The sequence below is a fragment of the Devosia sp. genome, from assembly GCF_035944845.1.
Classification (GTDB): domain Bacteria; phylum Pseudomonadota; class Alphaproteobacteria; order Rhizobiales; family Devosiaceae; genus Devosia_A.
The window spans coordinates 66,224-87,602 of sequence record NZ_DASZAW010000103.1 but is presented as its reverse complement, the minus strand read 5'-3'; the positions used below and the strand labels follow the sequence as shown (position 1 = coordinate 87,602).

The 21,379-nt window shown below is 65.9% G+C and carries 21 protein-coding genes; 13 read left to right on the top strand and 8 right to left on the bottom strand.

The annotated features are described in order from the left end of the window. The coding region (gene rpsT, locus VGV07_RS20360; RefSeq protein ID WP_326870563.1) for a 30S ribosomal protein S20 at nt 1–240 on the bottom strand (240 nt) is incomplete at its 3' end. A 244-nt stretch (nt 241–484) separates the two neighbouring features. Beyond that, nucleotides 485–1,366, bottom strand: a complete 882-nt coding sequence (gene mutM / locus VGV07_RS20355; RefSeq protein ID WP_326870561.1) for a bifunctional DNA-formamidopyrimidine glycosylase/DNA-(apurinic or apyrimidinic site) lyase — start codon at nt 1,364–1,366, stop codon at nt 485–487. 149 nt (nt 1,367–1,515) lie between these two features. On the opposite strand from mutM, the gene ubiE reads away from it, so the two are divergent. The 6 genes from ubiE to VGV07_RS20325 all read left to right on the top strand — a co-directional run bounded on the left by ubiE (nt 1,516) and on the right by VGV07_RS20325 (nt 6,597). Beyond that, nucleotides 1,516–2,271, top strand: a complete 756-nt coding sequence (ubiE, locus tag VGV07_RS20350; protein WP_326870560.1) for a bifunctional demethylmenaquinone methyltransferase/2-methoxy-6-polyprenyl-1,4-benzoquinol methylase UbiE — start codon at nt 1,516–1,518, stop codon at nt 2,269–2,271. Nucleotides 2,272–2,275: 4 nt separating this feature from the next. Further along, nucleotides 2,276–3,814 (top strand): 2-polyprenylphenol 6-hydroxylase, encoded by a 1,539-nt coding sequence (gene ubiB / locus VGV07_RS20345; protein ID WP_326870559.1) that lies wholly within the window; start codon nt 2,276–2,278, stop codon nt 3,812–3,814. Between the two features lie 261 nt (nt 3,815–4,075). After that, entirely contained in the window at nt 4,076–4,696 is a 621-nt protein-coding gene (locus VGV07_RS20340; protein WP_326870558.1) for a hypothetical protein, read from the top strand. 2 nt (nt 4,697–4,698) lie between these two features. Then, nucleotides 4,699–5,157, top strand: coding sequence for a dUTP diphosphatase (gene dut / locus VGV07_RS20335; RefSeq protein ID WP_326870557.1), 459 nt, complete (start codon nt 4,699–4,701; stop codon nt 5,155–5,157). Then, nucleotides 5,111–5,863, top strand: coding sequence for a DUF2259 domain-containing protein (locus VGV07_RS20330; RefSeq protein WP_326870556.1), 753 nt, complete (start codon nt 5,111–5,113; stop codon nt 5,861–5,863). The genes dut and VGV07_RS20330 overlap by 47 nt, the downstream gene beginning before the upstream one ends. A 17-nt stretch (nt 5,864–5,880) precedes the next feature. Continuing rightward, nucleotides 5,881–6,597: a molybdopterin-synthase adenylyltransferase MoeB gene (locus VGV07_RS20325; protein WP_326870555.1), complete on the top strand. Its 717-nt coding sequence runs from the start codon at nt 5,881–5,883 to the stop codon at nt 6,595–6,597. Nucleotides 6,598–6,817: 220 nt separating this feature from the next. Here the strand turns inward: VGV07_RS20325 and VGV07_RS20320 are convergent, their stop codons facing one another. The 6 genes from VGV07_RS20320 to VGV07_RS20295 all read right to left on the bottom strand — a co-directional run bounded on the left by VGV07_RS20320 (nt 6,818) and on the right by VGV07_RS20295 (nt 13,840). Then, the gene (locus VGV07_RS20320; protein ID WP_326870554.1) at nt 6,818–7,762 is read right to left on the bottom strand and encodes an ABC transporter permease; all 945 of its coding nucleotides are present in this window, start codon (nt 7,760–7,762) and stop codon (nt 6,818–6,820) included. Further along, nucleotides 7,759–8,886, bottom strand: a complete 1,128-nt coding sequence (locus VGV07_RS20315; protein ID WP_326870553.1) for an ABC transporter permease — start codon at nt 8,884–8,886, stop codon at nt 7,759–7,761. Before VGV07_RS20315 ends, VGV07_RS20320 begins: the two co-directional genes overlap by 4 nt. Next, nucleotides 8,883–10,427 carry an ABC transporter ATP-binding protein gene (locus tag VGV07_RS20310; RefSeq protein ID WP_326870552.1) on the bottom strand — a complete coding sequence of 515 codons (1,545 nt, stop codon included), beginning with the start codon at nt 10,425–10,427 and terminating at the stop codon, nt 8,883–8,885. The genes VGV07_RS20315 and VGV07_RS20310 overlap by 4 nt, the downstream gene beginning before the upstream one ends. A gap of 64 nt (nt 10,428–10,491) precedes the next feature. Beyond that, entirely contained in the window at nt 10,492–11,541 is a 1,050-nt protein-coding gene (locus VGV07_RS20305; protein ID WP_326870551.1) for a BMP family lipoprotein, read from the bottom strand. A gap of 23 nt (nt 11,542–11,564) precedes the next feature. Beyond that, complete coding sequence (locus VGV07_RS20300) at nt 11,565–12,518, bottom strand: nucleoside hydrolase (RefSeq protein ID WP_326870550.1); 954 nt, start codon at nt 12,516–12,518, stop codon at nt 11,565–11,567. Beyond that, nucleotides 12,515–13,840 carry an amidohydrolase gene (locus tag VGV07_RS20295; protein WP_326870549.1) on the bottom strand — a complete coding sequence of 442 codons (1,326 nt, stop codon included), beginning with the start codon at nt 13,838–13,840 and terminating at the stop codon, nt 12,515–12,517. Before VGV07_RS20295 ends, VGV07_RS20300 begins: the two co-directional genes overlap by 4 nt. A gap of 133 nt (nt 13,841–13,973) precedes the next feature. Here VGV07_RS20295 and VGV07_RS20290 point away from each other — a divergent pair, with 133 nt between their 5' ends. The 7 genes from VGV07_RS20290 to rbsK all read left to right on the top strand — a co-directional run bounded on the left by VGV07_RS20290 (nt 13,974) and on the right by rbsK (nt 21,377). Next, nucleotides 13,974–14,930 carry a hypothetical protein gene (locus tag VGV07_RS20290; protein WP_326870548.1) on the top strand — a complete coding sequence of 319 codons (957 nt, stop codon included), beginning with the start codon at nt 13,974–13,976 and terminating at the stop codon, nt 14,928–14,930. Continuing rightward, nucleotides 14,930–15,661, top strand: a complete 732-nt coding sequence (locus VGV07_RS20285; protein WP_326870547.1) for a creatininase family protein — start codon at nt 14,930–14,932, stop codon at nt 15,659–15,661. The genes VGV07_RS20290 and VGV07_RS20285 overlap by 1 nt, the downstream gene beginning before the upstream one ends. Nucleotides 15,662–15,818: 157 nt before the next feature. After that, nucleotides 15,819–17,684: an adenine deaminase gene (locus VGV07_RS20280; protein WP_326870546.1), complete on the top strand. Its 1,866-nt coding sequence runs from the start codon at nt 15,819–15,821 to the stop codon at nt 17,682–17,684. 244 nt (nt 17,685–17,928) lie between these two features. Beyond that, nucleotides 17,929–18,945 (top strand): LacI family DNA-binding transcriptional regulator, encoded by a 1,017-nt coding sequence (locus tag VGV07_RS20275; RefSeq protein WP_326870545.1) that lies wholly within the window; start codon nt 17,929–17,931, stop codon nt 18,943–18,945. Then, the gene (locus tag VGV07_RS20270) at nt 18,942–19,691 is read left to right on the top strand and encodes a glutamine amidotransferase (RefSeq protein ID WP_326870544.1); all 750 of its coding nucleotides are present in this window, start codon (nt 18,942–18,944) and stop codon (nt 19,689–19,691) included. The genes VGV07_RS20275 and VGV07_RS20270 overlap by 4 nt, the downstream gene beginning before the upstream one ends. After that, nucleotides 19,688–20,269, top strand: a complete 582-nt coding sequence (locus VGV07_RS20265; RefSeq protein ID WP_326870543.1) for an AAA family ATPase — start codon at nt 19,688–19,690, stop codon at nt 20,267–20,269. Before VGV07_RS20270 ends, VGV07_RS20265 begins: the two co-directional genes overlap by 4 nt. A gap of 181 nt (nt 20,270–20,450) precedes the next feature. Beyond that, nucleotides 20,451–21,377, top strand: coding sequence for a ribokinase (gene rbsK, locus VGV07_RS20260; RefSeq protein ID WP_326870542.1), 927 nt, complete (start codon nt 20,451–20,453; stop codon nt 21,375–21,377). The last annotated feature ends 2 nt before the right edge of the window (nt 21,378–21,379 follow it).

Genomic DNA, 21,379 nt, shown 5'->3' with positions numbered 1-21,379 from the left:
GTTGAGGCGGCTCACCTTGCGGGCGGCCACGTTGGCGTGGACGATGCCCTTCTGGCTGGCGCGGACGATCTCGGGCTCGGCGGCCTTGAGAGCGGCGACGGCAACCGCGTGGTCACCGGCAGTGATGGCTTCCTCGACCTTGCGGACGAAGGTACGCATGCGCGAACGACGCGACTTGTTCACTTCGGTGCGGGCCGCGATCTTGCGCGTGGCCTTCTTGGCGGAAGCAGTATTGGCCATCAATTCCTCTTTGGCGCTCAACCCGCTGGCCCAGCCGAGGCCGGTTTTCCAGGGGCGATGAAATGAAATCGGCGGCATCTCGGGCCGCCAAGTTGGGCGCTGTATAGTCGCGACGGGGTGGGACGTCAACTGGATTCACCGGCTGGGAGCAGCGGCCTCCCTTGGTGTACGAGTAGCGAATGGAGGCGGCAGCCCGATCGATCCTGCTTCGCCTATTCGCTGCTGCCTCTTTGCCATTCGCGTCTCAATGCTGGCACACCGGGCAGAAGAAGGTCGAGCGGCCCGACTGTACGATGCGCTTGATCGTGCCACGACAGCCCGGAGTGGGGCACGGTTCGTTTTCGCGATCATAGACGGCAAAGCGGTGCTGGAAGTAGCCGGAATTGCCTTCGGCGTTGCGGAAGTCCCTTAGCGTCGAGCCGCCGGCGTCGATCGCCTCGATCAGCACCGTGCGCACGCCATCGGCCAGATCGTCGAGGCGCTTGCTCGGCTTGCCCGACTTCAGCACCAGGGTGCGCGCCTCGATATCGGGCCGGATATGGGCGCGGTGCAGCGCCTCGCTGACATAGATATTGCCCAGCCCAGCCACCACGCGCTGGTCGAGCAGCGCCGCCTTCATCGGCGCCTTCTTGCCCGCGAAGCGCTCCGCCATTTCGGCGGCATTGAAGGCGTTGGACAGAGGCTCGGGCCCCAGTCCTTCGAGATAGGGGCTCTCGGCCTCGTGTTCATAAAGATCGACGAAGCCGAAACGGCGGGCATCGTTGTAGATGAGCTTCATCGCCCCGTGCTCGGGATGGGTCAGTTCCAGGACCAGGTGGTCGTGCTTGCGATCCTCGTCGGGCTCGTAATAGCGCGACGGCTCCTTGAACTTGAAATCCTCGAAGCGATAAGCGCCGGTCATGCCCAGGTGACTAAGCCAGGTCTTGCCGTTCGACAGCCGGAACAACAGGTATTTGGCTCGTCGTCCGGTGCTCTCGATGGTCGCCCCTTCGAGCGCTGCTTTGAAGCCCTCGGGGAATGGAAAGCGCAGATCCTTGCGGTTGAGCGTCACCTTGTCGATATGCGCGCCCGTCACATAGGGCTCGAGCCCGCGGCGGACGGTTTCGACCTCTGGCAATTCGGGCATCGCATCCTCGTTCCGGTTGTCGCTTCTATGTGACGGCAGGGCGATCCGGTAACAAGCCCACCGTTCTGTCGGGGTTTAGCATGCGCCCGTTTCCCGCATGGCAAGCCCCGGTCCCATCCGCTATAACGCCGGCAATCCGGAGACAGAGCATGGGCGAGACCACGCATTTCGGCGAACGGACGGTCGCCCTCGACGACAAGCAGGACCTCGTCAACGAGGTGTTCCACCGCGTCGCCGATCGGTACGACCTGATGAACGACCTGATGAGTGGCGGCGTGCACCGCGTCTGGAAGGACGCCATGGTGGCGCGGCTCGCCCCGCCCAAACAGGGCAGCGTCCCCTATCGGGTGCTCGACATGGCGGGCGGTACCGGCGACATCGCCGAGCGTATCGTCAATGCCTCGGTCGGCTATGCCGAGGTCACGGTCTCCGACATCAATACCGACATGCTCAGGGTCGGCGAGGAACGCTCGCACAAGTGGCGGTTCCCGTCGCAGGTGAAGTTCGTCGAGGCCAATGCCGAGGAACTGCCGTTCGAGGACGAGAGCTTCGACGCCTATACCATCGCCTTCGGCATCCGGAATGTGCCGCGCATCCCCCTGGCGCTGAAGGAAGCGCATCGGGTGCTGAAACGCGGCGGGCGTTTTCTCTGCCTCGAATTCAGCCAGGTCGATACCCCGGTGCTGTCGGAGGTCTACAAGGTATTTTCCGACCGGCTGATCCCGCCAATCGGCCGCGTCGTCACCGGCGATGCGCAGCCCTACCAGTACCTGGTCGAATCGATCCGCAAGTTCCCGACGCCCGAGCACTTCTCGAAGATGATCGGTGATGCCGGGTTCAAGCGCGTGACCCATACCCCGTTCACCGGCAATATCGCGGCGCTGCACGCGGCCTGGAAGCTCTGACGCCATGGGGCTCGCTGCCTATTTCCGCCTGGCCCGGGCCGGCTTCGTCCTGGCGCGCGAGGGTGCCCTGTCGATTGCCGACAACGCCGCGCTGCCGCCGGTGATGCGGGCCGGGGTGCGCTTCGGCCGGCTGTTCGAACGCGGCGAAGTGAAACGCTCCGGCCGGGTCGAGCGGTTGACCCGGGCGCTCAACCGGCTCGGCCCGACCTATGTGAAGCTTGGCCAGACCCTTGCAACTCGCCCCGATATCGTCGGCGCCGACGTCGCCGCCGACCTTGCGGTGCTGCAGGACAAGATGGACCCGTTCGACGACAAGCTCGTCCCGGGGCTGCTCGCCGAGGCACTGGGCACACGGGCCCAGGAGTTCACCGATTTCTCGGCGCCGGTTGCCGCGGCTTCGATCGCCCAGGTGCACAAGGCCACCCTTACCGACGAGAACGGCCGACGCACGGTAGCGGTGAAGATCCTCCGCCCCGGCATCCGCGAGCGCTTCCAGGCCGACATCGAGAGCCAGTATGCCGGCGCGAAGCTGGCCGAAGCGCTGGTGCCCAAGCTGAAGCGGCTGAGGCCAGTCGACGTGGTGGCGACGCTCGACCGCTCGGCCCGGATCGAGCTCGACCTCCGGCTCGAGGCGGCGGCGATTTCGGAATTCTACGAGAATATCAAGGACGATACCGGCTTCGTCATCCCCAAGGTGATGTGGGATTTCACCTCCGATACCGTCCTTACCACCACCTGGGTCGACGGCATCCCGATCCGCGACAACGCGGCGCTCGACGCGGCCGGGGTCGATCGCAAGGCTTTGGCGAAGAACCTGCTGCAGGCCTTCCTGCTCCACACCGTGCGCGACGGCTTTTTTCACGCCGACCTGCATCCGGGGAACCTGTTCGCCGACCCGAAAACGCAGAACATCGTCGCCGTCGATTTCGGCATCATGGGGCGCATCACCCGGCGCGAACGGCGCTTCCTTGCCGATATCCTCTACGGCTTCATCACCCGCAACTACCGGCTGATCGCCGAGCGGCATTTCGAGATCGGCTATGTGCCGCGCACGCAGTCGATCGACGAATTCGCGCTGGCGCTCCGCGCCATCGGCGAGCCGCAGCACGGCCGCCGCGTTTCCGACATCTCGATGGCCAAGGTGCTGGGCCAGCTGTTCGCCACCACCGAGCTGTTCGAGATGCAGACCCGGCCGGAGCTGATCCTCCTGCAGAAATCCATGGTGCTGGTCGAAGGCGTGGCGCGGGCGCTCGACCCCGAGCTCGACATCTGGACCATCTCGGAGCCGATCGTCGGCGACTGGGTGCGCCGCTCGGCCGGGCCGCTCGGCCGGCTCGAGGAGCTGAAGGACCATTTCGATACCGTGGTGATGACGCTGGGCCGGCTGCCGGCCATTGTCACGAAGGCCGAGACGGCGCTCGACGACTACGAACGCGACAAGAACTCGCCCGATCGCAAGTTCAACCGCTTCATGCTGGTGGCGGGATTCTGGCTGACGGCGGCGGTGCTGCTGGTGGCGCTGTGGCGGCTGCTCGGGCTCTGACTTCACCTCTCCCTTTGGGGCAGAGGTGGCGCGAAGCGCCGGGTGAGCGGGCCTTCCCCTTGCATCGCGCTCACGGCGAGGCCGCCTCACCTGACCTCTCCCCCGAAAGGGAGAGAGGACGAGAGAGCGGTAGGCGGCCTATGAACGACGGTTCATCAAGCGTTCATCACTGGGGCCATACCGAGGCAGCATCAGCTTGCGGCGCTTGGGACCGGCTCCTACAACGGGGGCAATGCGGCGGGCGATGTTGAGGAGAGTTTCATGACCCTGAAGACCATTTCCCGGCTGGCCGGCATCCTGCTGCTGAGCGCCGGGCTTGCCGGATGCATGGACGTTACGGCCGAAATCGACGTGCTGAGCGAGACCACCGGCAAGACCACCACCGTCATGACGGTGGGTTCCGAGTTCTACCCGATGATCAAGCAGATGGCCGAGGCCGGCGGCGGCAACGCCGATTCGTCCGACGCGTTCTGCAAGGAAGAAGGCGACGTGCTGACCGAGAATGCGGATGGCAGCGGCACCTGCACCACGATCAAGGAAGGCGACCTCACCACGCTGACCACCGACGATGGCCCGAACTCCGACACCAGTTTCACCGTGGTGAGCCCGGGCGTCGTGCGCGTGGCATTCAAGACCAACGAGATGACCAGCCAGATCAGCGAAGGCGCCGGCGGCGCCGAGGATGCGCAGGCCAAGGCGATGATGAAGACCTATTTCGAAGGTCACACCGCCACCATCCGCATCAAGGGCAAGCGTATCACCGAGACCAACATGACCAAGGTCGGCGACAACGCAGCCGAGATGGTGCTGAACTTCACCGAACTGCTCGACGGCACGGCCAACCTGCCTGAAGAGCTGTTCGCCGTCGTCGACACCCGCTGACCATGACGGATCGGGTCAAAGTCGACTTCATCTGGCTCGATCACGGCCGGGGCCTAGAAGCCCCGCGGCAACAGAGCACGGGCGCGGCAGGAGTTGACCTCCTCGCCGCACTCGGCGCGTCCGAGACAATGACGATCGAACCTGGCAAACGGGCGCTGGTGCCGACGGGCATGGCGATCGCGCTGCCCACCGGTTACGAAGCGCAGGTGCGCCCGCGCTCAGGCCTCGCCGCCAGGCACGGGGTCACCGTCCTCAATACGCCCGGCACGATCGATGCCGACTATCGCGGCGAGATCAAAGTCATCCTGATCAATCACGGCGACGCCCCGTTCACCATCCAGCGTGGCGATCGCATTGCCCAGATGGTGGTGGCGCCGGTTTCGGGCATAGAGTTCGAACTGAGGGAGAGCCTTGATGCGACTGAGCGTGGTGCAGGCGGTTTCGGTTCGACTGGCCGCTAGTTTCGTTGCCCTGCTTGCCGTCCCGGCGTTCGCCGGCGATGCGGCGCAGTTCGCGGCGCTCGGTTTTTCCGACGACGGTCGCTACTTCGCCTATGAGGAATTCGGCGTCCAGGACGGCTCGGGCTTTGCTTATTCCAACATCTTTGTGCTCGACGTCGCCGAGGACAAATGGGTGGGCGGCTCGCCCTTCCGGGTGCGCCTCGAAGACGAGCAGCCGGGCCTCGCGTCGGTGCGCGCCAAGTCGGCCCAGGCAGCTGCCCCGGCGATCGCCAAGTTCCAGATCAGCGAGCCGGCGGTGCTTGCGGCCATGCACGGCGACGCCGAGCCGGTGGCCGACCGCAAGGTGATCGCGTTCGGCACCCCGGGTTTTGGGATGGCCGAGCCGGATGACACCGCGACGCTCAGGCTCACCACCTTCCCTTCGACCTCGACCGTGCGCTGCGTCGAAGATTTCGGCTTCGAGCCGCCGGTCGGCTTCGAGCTGACGTTCGAGCCGTCTGACCGCACGGCAACGCTGATGTATCGCGACGAAACGGTACCGGCCTCGCGCAACTGCACGGTCGACTACCAACTGAGCGCCGTCGTCGCGCCGTTCAACTGGGCGTGGCGGAACCTGACGCCCGTGGCCATCGTCTCGGTGTTCTCACAAGGTTTCGAAGGCCCGGACCGGCGCTTCATCGCCGTGCCGATCGTGAGCAGGCCGTGACGGACGGGGGTCCCGCCGTGACGGCTCTCAGCCCGGAAGAAATCAGGCGCTATGCCCGCCACATCGTGTTGCGCGGGGTGGGCGGCGAAGGCCAGCAGCAGCTCAAGGCGGCGCGGGTGCTGGTGATCGGCGCCGGAGGGCTCGGCAGCCCGCTGATTGCCTATCTCGCGGCGGCAGGCGTCGGTACGCTCGGGGTGGTCGACCACGACACCGTCTCGCTCTCCAACCTGCAACGCCAGATGATCCACCGGGCCGACGGCATCGGCGCGCCCAAGGCGGAGAGCGCCGGGGCGTTTGTCGCCGGACTCAATGTGCATGTCGAATATATCCCACATATCGAGCGGATCACCGCCGACAATGCGGGCAGGCTGCTCCCCGGCTATCACATGGTGATCGACGGCACCGACAATTTCGGCACCCGCAAGATCGTCGCCGAGGCGGCGGAAGCCGCGAAGATCCCACTGGTCTCGGGCGCCGTGTCGATGTTCGACGGCCAGGTGACGGTGTTCATGCCCGGCGACCGACAGTTCCGCGATCTCTATCCCGATACTCCTGATGAGGCCGACCTCCCTTCCTGCGAAGTGGTCGGCGTCATCGGCGCGGTCACCGGCGTCATCGGCACGCTGATGGCGATGGAGGCGATCAAGCTGATCACCGGGGTGGGCGAGCCGCTGGTCGGCCGGCTGCTGCTCTATGATGGACGGGCGGCGCGGTTCACTGAGTTGAACTATTGAGCGGCGGCTGCCACGCTCTCACCCCACCCACCGGCCGTCATCCCGGCGAAAGCCGGGACCCACTGCTCGGACGGTAGGATGGGCACATGACGGCCCGGTCCATCACAGCAAGGTCGGCAGGATCGTGCGTTGGGAGAAGCCTGAGCACTGGGTCCCGACTTTCGTCGGGATGACGGCCGGTGTTGGTGGTGATCACAGGACCGACCGTCCGTCCGTACCCCTATTTCACCCCACGCAAAGCCAGCGCCCGCTGCGCCCGGATCGAGAACAGCACCAGTGCCGCAATGGTCACGACGAACGGGATCATGCGGATGAGTTCGGCCGGGATGTCGTTGAAAAGGCCCGGCATCACCACCGCCAGTGCTTCGAAGGCGCCGAACAGCAGCGCTGCCAGGAGCGCCCCGACCGGGTGGCGGGCGCCGAGCAGCACGGCGCCGAGCGCGATGAAGCCGCGGCCGGCGGTCATGTCGCGGGTGAAGCCGACATAGTTGAACATCGCGAGCTGCGCCCCGCCGAGACCCGCCAGGGCGCCGGAGACGACGAGGCTCAAGGTGCGGATCCTGGTGACCGGGATGCCGGCGGCTTCAGGCGCCGCCGGATACTCGCCGACGCCGCGCAGCCACAGCCCCCAGGGCGTCCGGTAGAGGAAGTACCACACCGCGAAGACGAGGAACGCGGCGAGCCAGCTCAGCACCGAGTGGCCGGAGAGAAACGCCTTGAGCGTCGGCCCGATGCCGGGAATGGCGCTGAGGAAGCTGAGATCGACCGCCGGGACGGCCTTGGACTGAAGGTTGATCGAGGTACCCTTGTCGCCACCGGTGGCAAGGGCCAATGCGAATACCGTGCCGCCCGCGGCAAGGATGTTGATGGCAAAGCCGACGAGGATGATGTCGGCCTTCAGCCGGAAGGCGAAGAACGCCATGATCAGCCCGAGCAGCGCACCTGCCCCGAGGCCGGCGACGACCGCGACGTACCATGGTGCATAGACCGAGACGATCACCGCGGTGAGGCAGCCGATCAGCATCATGCCTTCAAGCGCCACGTTCAGCGCGCCGCCGAGATCGGCGATGAGGCCACCGAGCGTTGCCAGGAGCAGCGGGGTGGTGGTGCGGATGACGGTGACGAAGAAGGTGGCCGAAAAGACGGTGATGAGCAGTTCCATCATTTGGCGGCACCTCCGACGGTCGCCGGCGCAGCAGCCGTGGAGGGGCCGCGTTTGAACAGCCGCGTGACGAAGTTGAGCGAGAAGGACGACGAAACCAACAGGATGATGATGGCGGTGACCACGCCGATCACCTCGGCGGGGACGTCCGTGCGGATGTTCATCAGTTGGGCGCCCTGGCGCAGATAGCCGTAGAACAGCGCCACGACCGGCACCGCCAGCGGCCGGCTGCGCGCCACGATGGCGACGAGGATGCCCTCGAAAGCGAGGCCGCCCTCGAACAGTACGGTCAGCTTGCCGTAGCCCTGCCCCTGCACGAACATCGAGCCGAGCAGGCCGCCCAGTGCCCCGGACACGGTCATCGCGGAGACCATGATGAAGGTCGCCTTGATGCCGGAATATTCGGCGAAGCGGGCATTGTGGCCGACGAGGCGCAGCTTCAGGCCCCAGCTGGTGCGATAGAGCGCGAACCACACCACCAGCACGGCGACGAGTGCGAAAACCAGGCCGAGATCGAGCCGGGTGACGTTGAGCCCGTCGAACTTGATCAGTTGCGGGAATACCGAACTGTCGGGGAAATCGTTGGTGGTGAGCACCCCGGCCTGCGGCTTGGGCAGGCTGGTGCGGACGAGGAAGTTGCAGACCTCGATGGCGATGTAGTTGAGCATCAGCGAGGAAACGATCTCGTTGGCGCCGAGCCTGGCCTTGGCGATGCCCGGCAGGAACCCGTAGATGGCGCCCGCCAGCATGGCGGCGGTGATCCCCAGGGGAATACCGGCCCAGGTGGCGCCGAGCGGCGACAGCGCGACGTAGCTCGCGGCCAGTGCGCCGATATAGACCTGACCCTGCACGCCCATGGCGAACTGCCGGGCCTGGAACACCAGCGAGAAGGCGAGCCCGGTGATGGTGAGCTTGGCCACATCGTCGAGCCACAGCCCGATGGTGCGCGGCTTGGAGGCCGGGGCGGTGAGCAGCTGGGTGATGGCGTCGAGCGGCGCCTTGGAGGTCAGCAGCACCACGATGAAGGTGACGAGCAGCGCAATCACCAGTGCGCCGACGGCGCGACCGACTTCACGGCGGATGGTTTTCCAGCGCGAGCTGCGGTCGATGGCGGGAATGTTGCTCATTTGAGGGCCGCCTGCATTTCGTCCGATGTCTGGGTGGAGAGCCCGAGCATGTAGGTGCCCAGCGTTTCCGGAGTGAGATCGGGGGTGTTAAGGAAAGCGGCGACGATCTTGCCGCGATAGAGCACCAGCAGCCGGTCGCTCAGCGCCAGCAGTTCGCTCAGATCAGCCGAGCTCAGCAGCACCGCAGCGCCCTTGTCGCGGGCATCGGTGATGGTGCGCCAGATGAACTGAGTGGCGCCGAGGTCGACGCCGCGGGTGGGCTGGTTGACCAGCAGGAGTTTTGGCTGCTCGCTCAGCTCGCGCGCCACCACCACCTTCTGCATATTGCCGCCCGACAGCGTGCCGACGGCAGAACCGGGTCCGCCGACGCGGATCGAGAACTGCTCGATCAGCCGCAGCGCATTGGCCTTGATCGCCTTGAGGTCGAGCAGGCCGCCCCGCACGTAGCGGGTGTCGTTGAGGCGGGTGGCGACGAGGTTCTCGGCCACGGTCGAGCCGGTGGAGAGTCCCTCGGCGATACGATCCTCGGGGATCGAGGCGACACCCAGGCCGCGCCGCTGAAGCACGGTCAACGGGTTGGCATTCTGGTTGGCGACGGTGATGTCGCCGGCCGCCACATGGCGCAGCCCGGCGATCGCTTCGAGCGTTTCGGCCTGGCCGTTGCCTTCGACCCCCACCAGCCCGACGATCTCACCGGCATAGACGTTGAGATCGAGCCCGGCGACCACTTCGGTGCCGCGCGCATTGACGACGCGGAGCCCGCTGACCGAAGCAACCCGCTCGGTCTGATCGGTGGGCTTGCGGTCAACACGGAGGCTGACTTCGCGACCCACCATCATGGCGGCTAGGCTCTTTTCGGTGACCTCCCTGGTCTTCACCTGCCCGACGGTCTTGCCCTGCCGCATCACGGTGATGGAGTTCGATATCTCCAGCACTTCGGGCAGCTTGTGGGCGATGAAGATCACGGTCTTGCCCTGCGCCACCAGCGAGCGGATGGCGACGAACAGCTCCTGCACTTCCTGCGGCGCCAGCACGGCTGTGGGCTCGTCGAGGATCAGGATGCGGGCATTGCGGTAGAGCGCCTTCAGAATTTCGACGCGCTGCTGCTGGCCGACGGGGAGCGAGCCCACCGGCGGCAGCGGATCGACCTTCAAACGGAACTTGTCGCTGAGCGCCTGCACCTCGGCGATCGCCTTGCTGCGATCGAGCCGGATGCCCGCCCGGGGCTCGGAACCGAGCACCACGTTCTCGTAGACAGAAAAACTCGGGACCAGCGAGAAATGCTGGAACACCATGCCGATGCCGGCATCGATGGCTTCGCGCGGCTTGGAAAAATGCACCTGCCGGTTGTCGAGCAGCAGGGTGCCGGCATTGGGCTGTTCGATGCCGAACAGGATTTTCATCAGGGTGGATTTGCCTGCACCGTTCTCGCCGACCACGGCGTGAACCTCACCCGGCTCGATGACGAGGTTCACTCCGTCATTGGCCACGACCCCGCCGGGATAGGTCTTGCCGATCCCGATTGCTTCCAGAAGCGCCATGCTGCCCCGCTCTGCGCTACGTCAAGAATGAATGGGCCCCGCGTTTGCCGCGGGGCCCATCAGATTACTTCATGTCGGTGGCGACTTCGATCTCGCCCGCGACGATCTTGGCCTCGAGCGCATCAACTTCGGCGCGCACGTCGGCCGGCACGAGTTTCTCGTACCAGGCGTTCTTGGCGATACCCACGGCGCCGTCCTTGATGCCGAGCAGCTGGCGCGAGCCATAGGGCGCGGTGCCCTCGATGGTCTGGCCGAGCGCCAGGTACAGCGAGTGGCCAACCTTCTTCAGCACCGAGGTGAAGATCACGTCGGCCTGGGCCGGATCGGAGGCGGCAAAGATGGTCGCCTGGTCGCTGTCGACGCCGACCGCGAGCTTGCCCGAGTCCTTGACCGCCTGGAGCGAGCCGATGCCGGTACCGCCGGCGATCGGGAACACCACGTCAGCACCCTGGTTGATCTGGGCGAGCGCGATTTCCTTGCCCTTTGCAGGGTCGTTGAACGAACCGGCCACGGCGTTGAGAATGTTGATCGAGGGGTTGGCGGCCTTGGCGCCCTGGTCGAAACCGGTCTTGAAGTCGGTGACGGTCGGGAATTCCATGCCGATGATGGTGCCCAGCGTTGCCGACTTCGAGATCTTGGCGGCGGCAAAGCCGGCGAGATAGCCCGCGGCGGCCGTGGTGTACTGCACACCCAGGACGTTCTTGCACTCGCAGGCGCTGTAATCGGGCGAGTCGTCGAAATCGATGAACTTGACGTCCGGATATTCCGGCGACAGCTCGGCGATATAGCCGGTCATGTCGAAGGTGCCGGCGATGATCACGTCGTAGCCCGAGTCCGCGGCGTCGGCGAGGCCGGCCTGCCACTTGGAGCGGTCATAGCCGAGCTCGATGATCTTGACGGTCACCGGCAGCTCGGCCTCGGCGGTCTTCATGCCTTCGGCAGCGTCATCGAAGAAACTCTTGTCGCCGAGCGTGCCATGCAGCACCAGGGCGACCTTGAGCGGGTTGTCCTTGGTGTATTCCTGGGCGGCGGCGGGGATCGCCGTCGACATCATCATCGAGGCGGCGAGCAGGGTACCTGCTGCGGCCTTGGCCAAAGTCGAGATCAGAGACATGCGCACTCCTGTTTGCGTTTGTTCTAATGCTTGGGGGAATAGGCGGCGGATACGGCGTAGAGCGCGTCGACTTTGCTGACGTCGACCTCCTCGACGAACGTAATCTTGGGGGTGCCCAGGCGCCCGGAAGGATCGACCAGCGTCATGCCGCGGGTGATCCCCGGAGCGAGCGCCACCGATGACGAGGCTTCGATCGACTTGGTCACCATCGAGGGATCGAGCACCACGGCGGCGGCCAGCGGATCGACGTAGAGGAAGCGATCGGGCAGGCCGCGGCGGATGCCGTTGTCGCGGGCGTGAACAGCGAGGGCCTTCGAGAAATCACGAAGCGGGCTGGCCGGGATGGCGTCGAACATCGCGTCGACTTTCGGGCCTTCCATGAAGTGGGTGAGGCATGGCTCCCACGGGATGACCACGGTCTCGATCCCGGCGGTCAGCACCACATGTGCCGCCTCAGGGTCGGCGTAGATGTTGAACTCGGCGGCCGGTGTGGTGTTGCCGCGCCCGTAGACGTTGCCGCCCATGATGGTGAGCGTGCCGATGCCGTCGATGATCGAGGGCTCGAGCCGCAACGCCAGAGCCAGGTTGGTCAGCGGGCCGATCATCAGGATATCGACTTTCTCACCCTTGGCCGCCGCATCACCGAAGGCGCGGCGAAGCTCGCCGATCGCGTCGCCGGAGGCCGGCAGGGCCTGCTTGTCGGGACGACGCGCACCACCCAGGCCATCATCGCCATGCACGTATTTGGCGTCGATGATCGGTTGCGTGAGCGGCCGGTCAGCACCCATGTGAACCGGAATGTCGACCTTCAGCATAGCGCAGGTGGCGAGCAGGTTGGTGGTCGCCTGGTCGCGACCGACATTGCCGAACACCGTGGTGATCAGGTCAGGCGCCTTGCCGTTGGCGACCAGCAGAATGAGCGCCTGGGCGTCGTCGACGCCACCGTCGCTGTCGAAAATGAAAGTCCGTTTGGTCAAGCTACTGCTTTCTTGTTCTTGGCGTCCGTCCTGGCGTGTTGGACGCGGTTCCAGAAATCGGCGTATGTCGCCGAGTAAGCCTGTCGGATGTCCCCAAAGGGCCGGCGCGTCAAGCTGCGGTTCTGCACCAGTTGCTCTCCAGCCACCCAAAGGTGGCGCAGGTCGCGGCCGCTGCCCGAGTAGACCAGCAGGGTTTCAGGGTCTGGCGTCTCGGAATAGCCGGGCCCGCTGATGTCGAAAGCTGCGATGTCGGCGGCCTTGCCTACCTCGAGGCTGCCGATCTCGTGCTCGAGACCGAGCGCCTTGGCGCCTTCGATCGTCGCCATGCGGATGAGGTCGCGGCTCGACAGCGGCTGCGCCACCCCTTCGCGATGGCTGGCAACCAGGCCGGCGACCCGCATCTCGGAGACCATGTCATAGGAATTGTTGGCCGCGACGTTATCGGTGCCGAGCGCCACGGTGACGCCGGCGGCCCTCAGGTCCACCGCCCGGCACATCCCCGCGCGGCCGGAGCGGAGGCCGGCCGAGGCGTTGTAGGAGACCGAGGCGTGGGGCGCGCGGGCGAACACCGCAATATCGTCATCGCTGAGATCGATGCAGTGCGCGGCGTGGATGCGGCCCTTGAAGAAGCCGAGCTTTTCGAGCGCCACCGCCGCGGTGGTGCCGTAGCGGCGCTCAGTCTCCTCGTTGTCTTCCGGGCCGCAGGCCATATGCAGGTGAAGGCCGACGCCGTATTCATTGGCAACCGCCACTTCCTCGACCAGCAAGGCCTCGGTGTTGTCGACATAGGGCGCGTGCGGGCCGAACCACGGGATGATCCGGCCATCTGCGGAGCGCTGCTGCGCGAGAAAGGCGGTGGCCTTCGCCAGTTCCTCGGCGCCGCGGCGCTCGTCGCCCAGTTGCACGATGCCGTAGGCGATGACGGCTCGCAGCCCGGCATCCTTCACCGCGTCGGCGATCTCGTCGGCGAAGAAATACTGGTCGCAGAAGGTGGTGGTGCCCGAGAGCGCCATTTCGGCGCAGCTCAGCGCCACAGCCGGGCCGACGTCGGAGGCGAGCAGCGACAGTTCCGGCTCGCGGATCGAGTTGTACCAACCCTCCATGGTGAGCAGACTCTGGCCTTCCGAGCGGCCGCGGAACAGCACCATCACCGAGTGGGTATGGGCATTGACGAGGCCCGGCATGACGAGGTGTCCGGTCAGGTCGAACACCTCGTCGAAGCCAGACGGGTTGGGAGTGGCGTCGCGAGGTCCTACACCGCTGATCCGACCGTCGCGGATGGCGACAAAGCCAGCCTCGAACACCCGATTTTCAGCGTCCACGGAAAGAACCGTCGCTCCGTGGATAAGCGTCGAACCCATTTGACCCCCGTCCGGTAAACCGGTTTACATGGCGATCTAACGACACTCAAAAGCCGCTTGTCAAATGCAATCGCGGCAACCACAGGCAGCGCCAGTGAGCCTCAATCCGTTCCAGGCAAACCCCGATATCGCCAGTCGATTTGACCGTCAGAGTGCCGAGATCGGCGACCAGCTCGGCGCAGCAATCGCCGAGCTGGTGGCAGCAAAAGCCCGCCGTCCGGAAGATAATCTCGGCAGCATCGTCGACGCCGAAGAGGCGACGATACTGCGCCAAAGCTTCGAGCTTGGCAGCGTCGAGGAGCTGATGCTTCTGGCGCTGGCGCCGGCACGGGGTATCGCCCGGCCGCCGATTTCGAACTTCTTGGTCGGTGCGGTCGGGCTGGAGCGCGAAACCGGCAACCTGATCCTCGGCGGCAATGTGGAATTCCCCGGCACGCATCTGGGCTTCACCATCCACGGCGAAGGCTTCGTGTTCACCCGCGCCGCCGCGCGCGGCACGACGATCGAAACCATCGCAATCGGCGAAGCGCACCCCTGCGCGCATTGCCGGCAGTACATCTCGGAGTTTGCCGGGAGCCGCGAACTGACGTTGATCGATCCGCTGGGCCACCGCCTCACCATGGCCGAGCTCTATCCCTGGCCGTTCGACCCGGACTATCTCGGCGAGCGCGGCGCGGTCGCCGGCGCCTATGACGCGTCGCTCGAGCTCGCCGCCAACGACTGGCCGGCGACCATCGCCGATCGCCTGCTCGATGCCGGACGGCGCGCCCATGCGCCCTACAGCAAATGCCCGGGCGCCGTGGTACTGGCGCTCGATGATGGGCAGATGGTTTCCGGCTTCTCGGTCGAAAGCGTCGCCTTCAATCCGACCATGGGGCCGCTGCAGGCCGCGATGATCAACCTCATTGCGCATGGCTATGAAACCTCCGATATCGCGGAAGCCGCGCTCGGGACCCGGCTCGATGGCCATGTCGACTACCGCCTGAGTGTCGGCGAACTGCTCGGCAAGCTCGCGCCGCAGGCGCCGCTCAATATCGCAGGATGGGCCTGATGCTCGATACCACAAGCGCCAGTTGGGAAGACGTCTCGGCGGGCATCGCCAGAGGACTGGTCGCCGTGCTGCCGGTCGGCGCGGTGGAGCAGCATGGGGCGCACCTGCCGCTGTTGACCGACACCGTGCTGGCAAGCGGCGTGGCCCGCCGTATCGCTGAGGGCTGTGACGGGCTGCTGCTGCCGGCGGTTGCCTATGGCGACGCTTGGACGGCGGAGGACTGGGCCGGAACGCTGTCGCTGTCGCCGGACACGCTGCGCGCCACCGTCGCCGATATCGGCCGCGGGCTGAGACGGATGGGCGTCAAGGGGCTGATCACCGTCAACGGGCATTTCGGCAATCGCGAGCCGATCAACCTCGCGGCGCGGGCGCTGAGCGAAGCGGGCTTTCCGGTGCTGCATCTCGACTATCCCAGGCTCGAGGCGCTGGCGGCCGAACTGATGGAGAGCGAGCCGGCCGGGCCGGGCTTCTATCATGCCGACGAGGTGGAAACCTCGATGATGCTGGCGCTGGCGCCCGCGACAGTGCGGATGGAGCGCGCCGCGCCGGAATATCCGGAGTTTCCGGAGCTGTTCGGGACCGAACCGATGAAGCTCTCGGCGTTCAACCGGAGCGGCGTGTTCGGTGATCCGCGGCCGGCGACGGCGCAGAAGGGGGAGGAGCTGATCGGCGGGATCGCGGCGGAGTCGCTGCGATTGATCGGGATCTGGAAGAAGAAGTACGGGATTTGAGCATGGCTGAAGCAGACGGCCCCCTCCCGGCCTCCCCCATGAAGGGGGAGGTGAAGAGTCGGGGCTGTGGTTCGATTGTGCCCAACCCACTGGCGGGGCACCTCCCCCTTCATGGGGGAGGATGGGAGGGGGCCGTCTCTATCAATAGGACACCTGTATGATCTCCCTGCCCCCCGACCTCCTCATCACCGCCGCCGATGAAGTCAAAATCCGGCAGGACCTGCTGCTGGTGGCGCTGGGCAAGCGTCCGGCCGACCGCTCGCTGCGGGTCGGCAAACTCCTCGACGTGCATTCGCGCACCTGGATGCACGACCAGGAAATCGTGATGCGCGGCAGGCGCATCGCCTGGGTCGGGCCGGCGGGCGAGTACCAGGGGCAGGTCAAGGAACGTTTTCACGAGCCAAAGCTCGCCGCGGTGCCCGGCTTCGGCGAGGTGCACAAGCATATCGAGAGCTCGCACCTGACGCCGGAATGGGAAGCCGCTCTGGTGATGCCGCGCGGCAATACCTGGACCTGCGAGGCGAGCCACGAGTTCTCCAATGTCGACGGGCCGCACAACCTCGAATTCTGGCTGACCGCCCGGCAGGCCGGCTCGCCGCTGAAGGTGTTTCCGCAGCCCGGCTCGGCGGTGCCGCCCACGGCTTACGAATGGGGCGGTGGGCATTTCGGCCATGACGAGCAGGCCAGGTTCATGGCCGCCAGCCCCATGGTCACCGGGCTCGACGAGGTGATGGACTGGCCAGCGGTGTGGAACCCCGAAAACCCCTCGCACCAGCGGCTGTGGGGGATGATCGAGGCGACCTTCGCGGCGCGCGGCGTGGTGGAGGGGCATGGCGCCGGGCTCAGGACGCTGGGCGAGATCAACGCCTTCGCTGCGGCCGGCCTTGCCTCCGACCACGAGATGATGACGGCCGACGAGGCATGGGACAAGCTCAGGCACGGGCTCTTCATCGAGATCCGCATCCACTCGATGACCGAGATCGTTACCGGGCTGTTGCAGAAGGGGCTGGTCGACTGGAGCCAGGTCGCCTTCGCCACCGACGATCGCAGCGCCACGCTGACGCTCGAGACCGGCGCCACCGACCACAATATCCGCACCGCCATCGCGGCGGGCCTGCCGGCGGAGATCGCCATCCAGTGCGCCACCATCAACCCGGCGCGGCACATGCGGCTGACCCCGTGGGTGGGCTCGATCTCGCCCGGCCGCTTCGCCGACATGGTGCTGCTCGATGACGTCGCGTCGCTGAAGATCGCCAAGGTGTGGGCCGATGGGGCGCAGATTTCGGAAGGGACGAGCTTTATCGGCAAGGTGCCCGATATTGCCTGGCCGGAATGGGCGACGCGAACCATCAATATCCAGCGCGAGATCACCCCTGGGGATTTCGCCATCGCGGCGGCGCCGGGGCGACAGACCATGCAGGCGGCGGTGCTCCGGCCGTTCCACTGGCACCCGGATTTCTACACCATGGAGCTGCCGGTCGAGAACGGCGAGGTGCAGCGGCTCGAAAGCGAGAACCTCACCAAGTTCGCCATCGTCGACCGCTTCTCGGGTGAGGGGAAAGTGGCGAAGATGTTCTGGCGCGGCTGCGGCCCGCGCGATCCGGACACCGCCGTCGCCTGCTCGGTGGCGCACGACAAGCACAATATCTGGACCTGCGGCTCATCCGATGCCGCCATGGCGCTGGCGGTGAACACCTTGCGCGAAACGCAGGGCGGCTGGGCCCTGGTGCATAAGGGCAAGGTCACGGCAACGGTGCGGTTCGAGATCGGCGGGTTGATGAGTAAGCGTCCGGCGGCGGAGCTCGACGCCGAAATGCAGACGCTGTACCGCGCCGCCGCGGAAGTGGACTGGATGTACGAGCCGACCTTCCGGCCGCGCTGGAACCCGGGGTTTCCGGAGCGACTGATGTTCGCGACGCTCACCTGCGCCCCGTGGACCTGGGTACTGGTGGCGCCCTCGCCGCTGGCGCCGGAAGGCTTCGTCAACGTGTCGACGGGAGAAGTGCATCCGGTGGTTTGGTGAAAGTGCCGGTTGGGATGAAGCCCTGCACCTCACCCCAACTCCGATGTCATCCCTGCGAAAGCAGGGACCCATTTCTCCGCTGGCACGGGCTGCGAGTTGGGTCCCTGCTTTCGCAGGGATGACATCGCGTATTGGGGACGCAAGGTGGCCCTTCGACACGCAAAGCATTGAGAGAATCCGTCTACGAAACCGCTTTACTAAAGCGCTTTCACTATCCTAGCTTAGCTCTGCGAGTGGGGGTGCGATGGCAACGATCCATGATGTGGCGCAGGATGCCGGGGTGTCGCCGACGACGGTGTCCCGGTACCTGAATAATCGTATCGAATTGCCGCCCTCGACGGCTGGGCGGATCGATGCGGCGATCGCCAAGCTCGATTATCGGCCGAACCTGCTCGCCAAGCGCCTCTCCACCGGCAAAACCGAGGCGGTCGGCCTCGTGACACCGGAAATCCGCGAGCCGTTCTTCGCCGAGCTCGCCTCGGCCTTCGAGGACGAGGCGGACCGGCACGGCTATACGGTGTTCATGAGCTCGACCCGGTCGGACCGCGACCGCGAGATCGCCTCGCTCGAGCGGCTGCACGACCGGCATGTCGATGGCCTCTTAATGATGACCAACACGCCCGATGACGGGACGCTCGCGACGCTGATCGGCAAGCGGCGGAACGTCGTCATCGTCGACGAGGACATTCCCGGGGTCAGCGTGCCACGGCTGTTCGTCGAGAATACCGAGGGCGCCCATGCCGCGACCCGCTACCTGATCGAAGCCGGCCACCGCCGCATCGCCTATCTGGGCGGACCGCACGGGCTGCTGACGGTGACCGAGCGGCGCGAGGGGTTCCTGATGGCGATGAACGAAGCGGGCATTGCGGTGCGGCCCGAATATGTCGCCATGGGCAGCTTCGCACCGGAGCTGGCGAGCGCCGCGACGCGAAAATTCCTCGAACTGCCACTGCCGCCGACGGCGATCTTCGCCTCTTCCGATTACCTCGCCATCGGCGCGGTGATGGGCCTAAAGGAAGCCGGGGTGAGCGTCCCGGATGATATCTCGCTGATCGGCTTCGACGATATGCCGCTCGGCGCCTTGCTGACGCCGCCGCTGACCGCCATCCGCCAGCCGGTCGAGCAGCTCGGGCGCCAGGGGTTCCAGACCCTCCTGTCACTGCTCAACGGCGAGGCGCCGCCGCTCCTGACGCGGCTGCCGGTCGAACTCATCCGGCGCCAGTCGGTCGCCGCCCCCACACAGAAGGACTTCGTAGTGTGAGCAAGCGCGTATTGATTGCCGGGGAATCCTGGGTCACCCACTCGATCCACACCAAGGGTTTCGACAGCTTCACCACCACCGAATACAATGAGGGCGTGCGCTGGCTGAAGGCGGCGCTCGAGGGCGGCGGTTGGGAGGTGACGTTCCTCCCCAACCACCTCGCCGCGCGAGATTTCCCACAAACCGCCGCAGCGCTTGCCGCCTATGACGTGGTGATGCTTTCCGATATCGGCGCCAACACGCTGCTGCTCCACCCCGACACGTTCGTGCGCTCGGTGCCGCTGCCCAACCGGCTGACGGCGATCAAGGACTACGTGCTGAATGGCGGTGGCCTCGTGATGATCGGCGGCTACCTCACCTTTCAGGGTATCGATGCCAAAGGACAATATGCCGGCACGGCGATCGAAGACGTGCTGCCGGTGACGCTCTCTCGCCACGACGACCGGCAGGAAAACCCGCAGGGCGTCATCGCCCATGTCGGCGACCCTGGCCACCCGATCACCAAGGGCATTGCCGGCGAGTGGCCGGCGCTGCTCGGCTACAATGAAGTGGTGGCCAAGCCCGATGCCGAGGTGCTGGTACGGGTCGGCGGCGACCCGCTGATTGCGGTGGCCGAATTCGGCAAAGGCCGCTCGGCAGTGTTCACCTCCGATTGCGGACCGCACTGGGCGCCGCCGCCCTTCGTCGACTGGGCCGGCTATGCGCCCTTGTGGAACAACATCGCCAACTGGGTGAGCGGCAAGTGACAGAGGTCAAGCAGCCGCCCGACCCGTGGCAGCGCACCACCACCGAGCACGGCTTTCCCGCCGACGAGGTGATTTCGGCGCTGCAGAAATCCATCCGCCGCGGGCTCACCGAGAATGCGGTGCTGCTCGGCTGGGAGATGTACCTCACCAGCCCCGAGCTCGAGCAGAAGCTGTGGGATCGGCTGTCGGTGATCTCAGTCGAGGATGTCGGCTTCGGCAACCTCGATGCGCCGGTGCTGGTCGATACGCTCTATCGCACGCACCAGCGCTTCGACCGGCCGACGCATGACCGGTTCCTGTTCGCGGCGCACGCCATCCGCGTGCTGTCATCGGGCAAGAAAGACCGCACCACCGACGACATGGTCAACTGGGCCAAGCACGCCATGGCGTTCGGCGAACGGCTGCCGGAGATCCCGGATTTCGCGGTCGACATGCACACCGGCCGCGGCGAGGCGATGGGGCGCGACTACCTTTACTTCATGACCGAAGCCAGCAAGGTTTCCCCCGAGATCGAGGGGCGGGACGAGACGTATCGGGACTGGATTCTGGCGGCGCTGAAGGCGGGGAAGCTCTCGTAAACTGAGAGAGACGACCCCCTCCCGGCCTCCCCCATAAAGGGGGAGGTGAAGAGTCGGGGTTGTGGCTGGATCGAGCCCGACGCACCGGCGGGGCACCTCCCCCTTCATGGGGGAGGATGGGAGGGGGCCGTCTGCCGGAAGTAATTTTGAGGCGCGCACAGCGCCCATACTGGGAGGAAACATGCGCGCACCTGTGGCAGTGCTCGGGATTTTCGTGGCGGATCTGGCGTTCCGGGCGCCGCGCCTGCCACTGATGGGCGAGACCATTCTTGGCCAGGGGTTCAAGGACGGGCCGGGCGGCAAGGGCTCGAACCAGGCGATCGCCGCGGCGCGGGCCGGCGGCGACGCGCGGATGATCACCCGCATCGGCCGCGATACCTTTGGCGAGATGGCGCAGAAGGCCTGGGCGGCCGACGGGATCGACACCTCCGCCGTGGCGATCGATGCCGAACTGCCGACCGGCGCGGCATTCATCTTCGTTTCCACCGAAACCGGCAATAACGCGATCATCGTCGAGAGCGGCGCGGCGGCAAAGCTGTCGCCGGCCGATGTCGCCGCCGCCGAGCGCAGCATCGCCACGTCGAAAGTGCTGGTGACGCAGTTCGAGCAGCCGATCGAGACGGCGATCGCCGGGCTGACGCTGGCGCGCAAGCACGGGGTCATCACCATCCTCAACCCGGCGCCGGCCCTGCCGGTCGACGACGCGATCTATGCGCTATGCGACTACGTCACGCCGAACGAGACCGAAGCGGCGACGCTGACCGGGCTCCCGGTCGAGACGGAAGCCGACGCGCTGGCCGCGGCCAAGGAGTTTGTCCGCCGCGGCGCCAGGAATGCGCTGATCACCCTGGGCGAGAAGGGCGCACTGCTCTACGGCGAGGCCGGCACGCACATGGTGCCGGCCTTCAAGGTGCCCAAAGTGGTGGAAACCACCGGCGCCGGCGACGCCTTCAATGGCGGCTTTGCCGTAGCGCTGGCAGAGGGCAAGTCGCCGGTGGAGGCGATCCGCTTCGGCTGCGCCACTGCCGGCCTTTCGGTGCAGAAGCCCGGCACCGCGCCATCCATGCCGACGCGTGCCGAGATCGAGGCCATGCTGGCAAGCGGCTGAGC

Bases quoted from the DNA above. Each gene is read 5' to 3' on its own strand.
- mutM (WP_326870561.1), bottom strand. From the start codon at position 1,366: ATGCCCGAATTGCCAGAGGTCGAAACCGTCCGCCGCGGGCTCGAGCCC.
- ubiE (WP_326870560.1), top strand. From the start codon at position 1,516: ATGGGCGAGACCACGCATTTCGGCGAACGGACGGTCGCCCTCGACGAC.
- ubiB (WP_326870559.1), top strand. From the start codon at position 2,276: ATGGGGCTCGCTGCCTATTTCCGCCTGGCCCGGGCCGGCTTCGTCCTG.
- VGV07_RS20340 (WP_326870558.1), top strand. From the start codon at position 4,076: ATGACCCTGAAGACCATTTCCCGGCTGGCCGGCATCCTGCTGCTGAGC.
- dut (WP_326870557.1), top strand. From the start codon at position 4,699: ATGACGGATCGGGTCAAAGTCGACTTCATCTGGCTCGATCACGGCCGG.
- VGV07_RS20330 (WP_326870556.1), top strand. From the start codon at position 5,111: ATGCGACTGAGCGTGGTGCAGGCGGTTTCGGTTCGACTGGCCGCTAGT.
- VGV07_RS20320 (WP_326870554.1), bottom strand. From the start codon at position 7,762: ATGATGGAACTGCTCATCACCGTCTTTTCGGCCACCTTCTTCGTCACC.
- VGV07_RS20315 (WP_326870553.1), bottom strand. From the start codon at position 8,886: ATGAGCAACATTCCCGCCATCGACCGCAGCTCGCGCTGGAAAACCATC.
- VGV07_RS20310 (WP_326870552.1), bottom strand. From the start codon at position 10,427: ATGGCGCTTCTGGAAGCAATCGGGATCGGCAAGACCTATCCCGGCGGG.
- VGV07_RS20305 (WP_326870551.1), bottom strand. From the start codon at position 11,541: ATGTCTCTGATCTCGACTTTGGCCAAGGCCGCAGCAGGTACCCTGCTC.
- VGV07_RS20285 (WP_326870547.1), top strand. From the start codon at position 14,930: ATGCTCGATACCACAAGCGCCAGTTGGGAAGACGTCTCGGCGGGCATC.
- VGV07_RS20280 (WP_326870546.1), top strand. From the start codon at position 15,819: ATGATCTCCCTGCCCCCCGACCTCCTCATCACCGCCGCCGATGAAGTC.
- VGV07_RS20275 (WP_326870545.1), top strand. From the start codon at position 17,929: ATGGCAACGATCCATGATGTGGCGCAGGATGCCGGGGTGTCGCCGACG.
- rbsK (WP_326870542.1), top strand. From the start codon at position 20,451: ATGCGCGCACCTGTGGCAGTGCTCGGGATTTTCGTGGCGGATCTGGCG.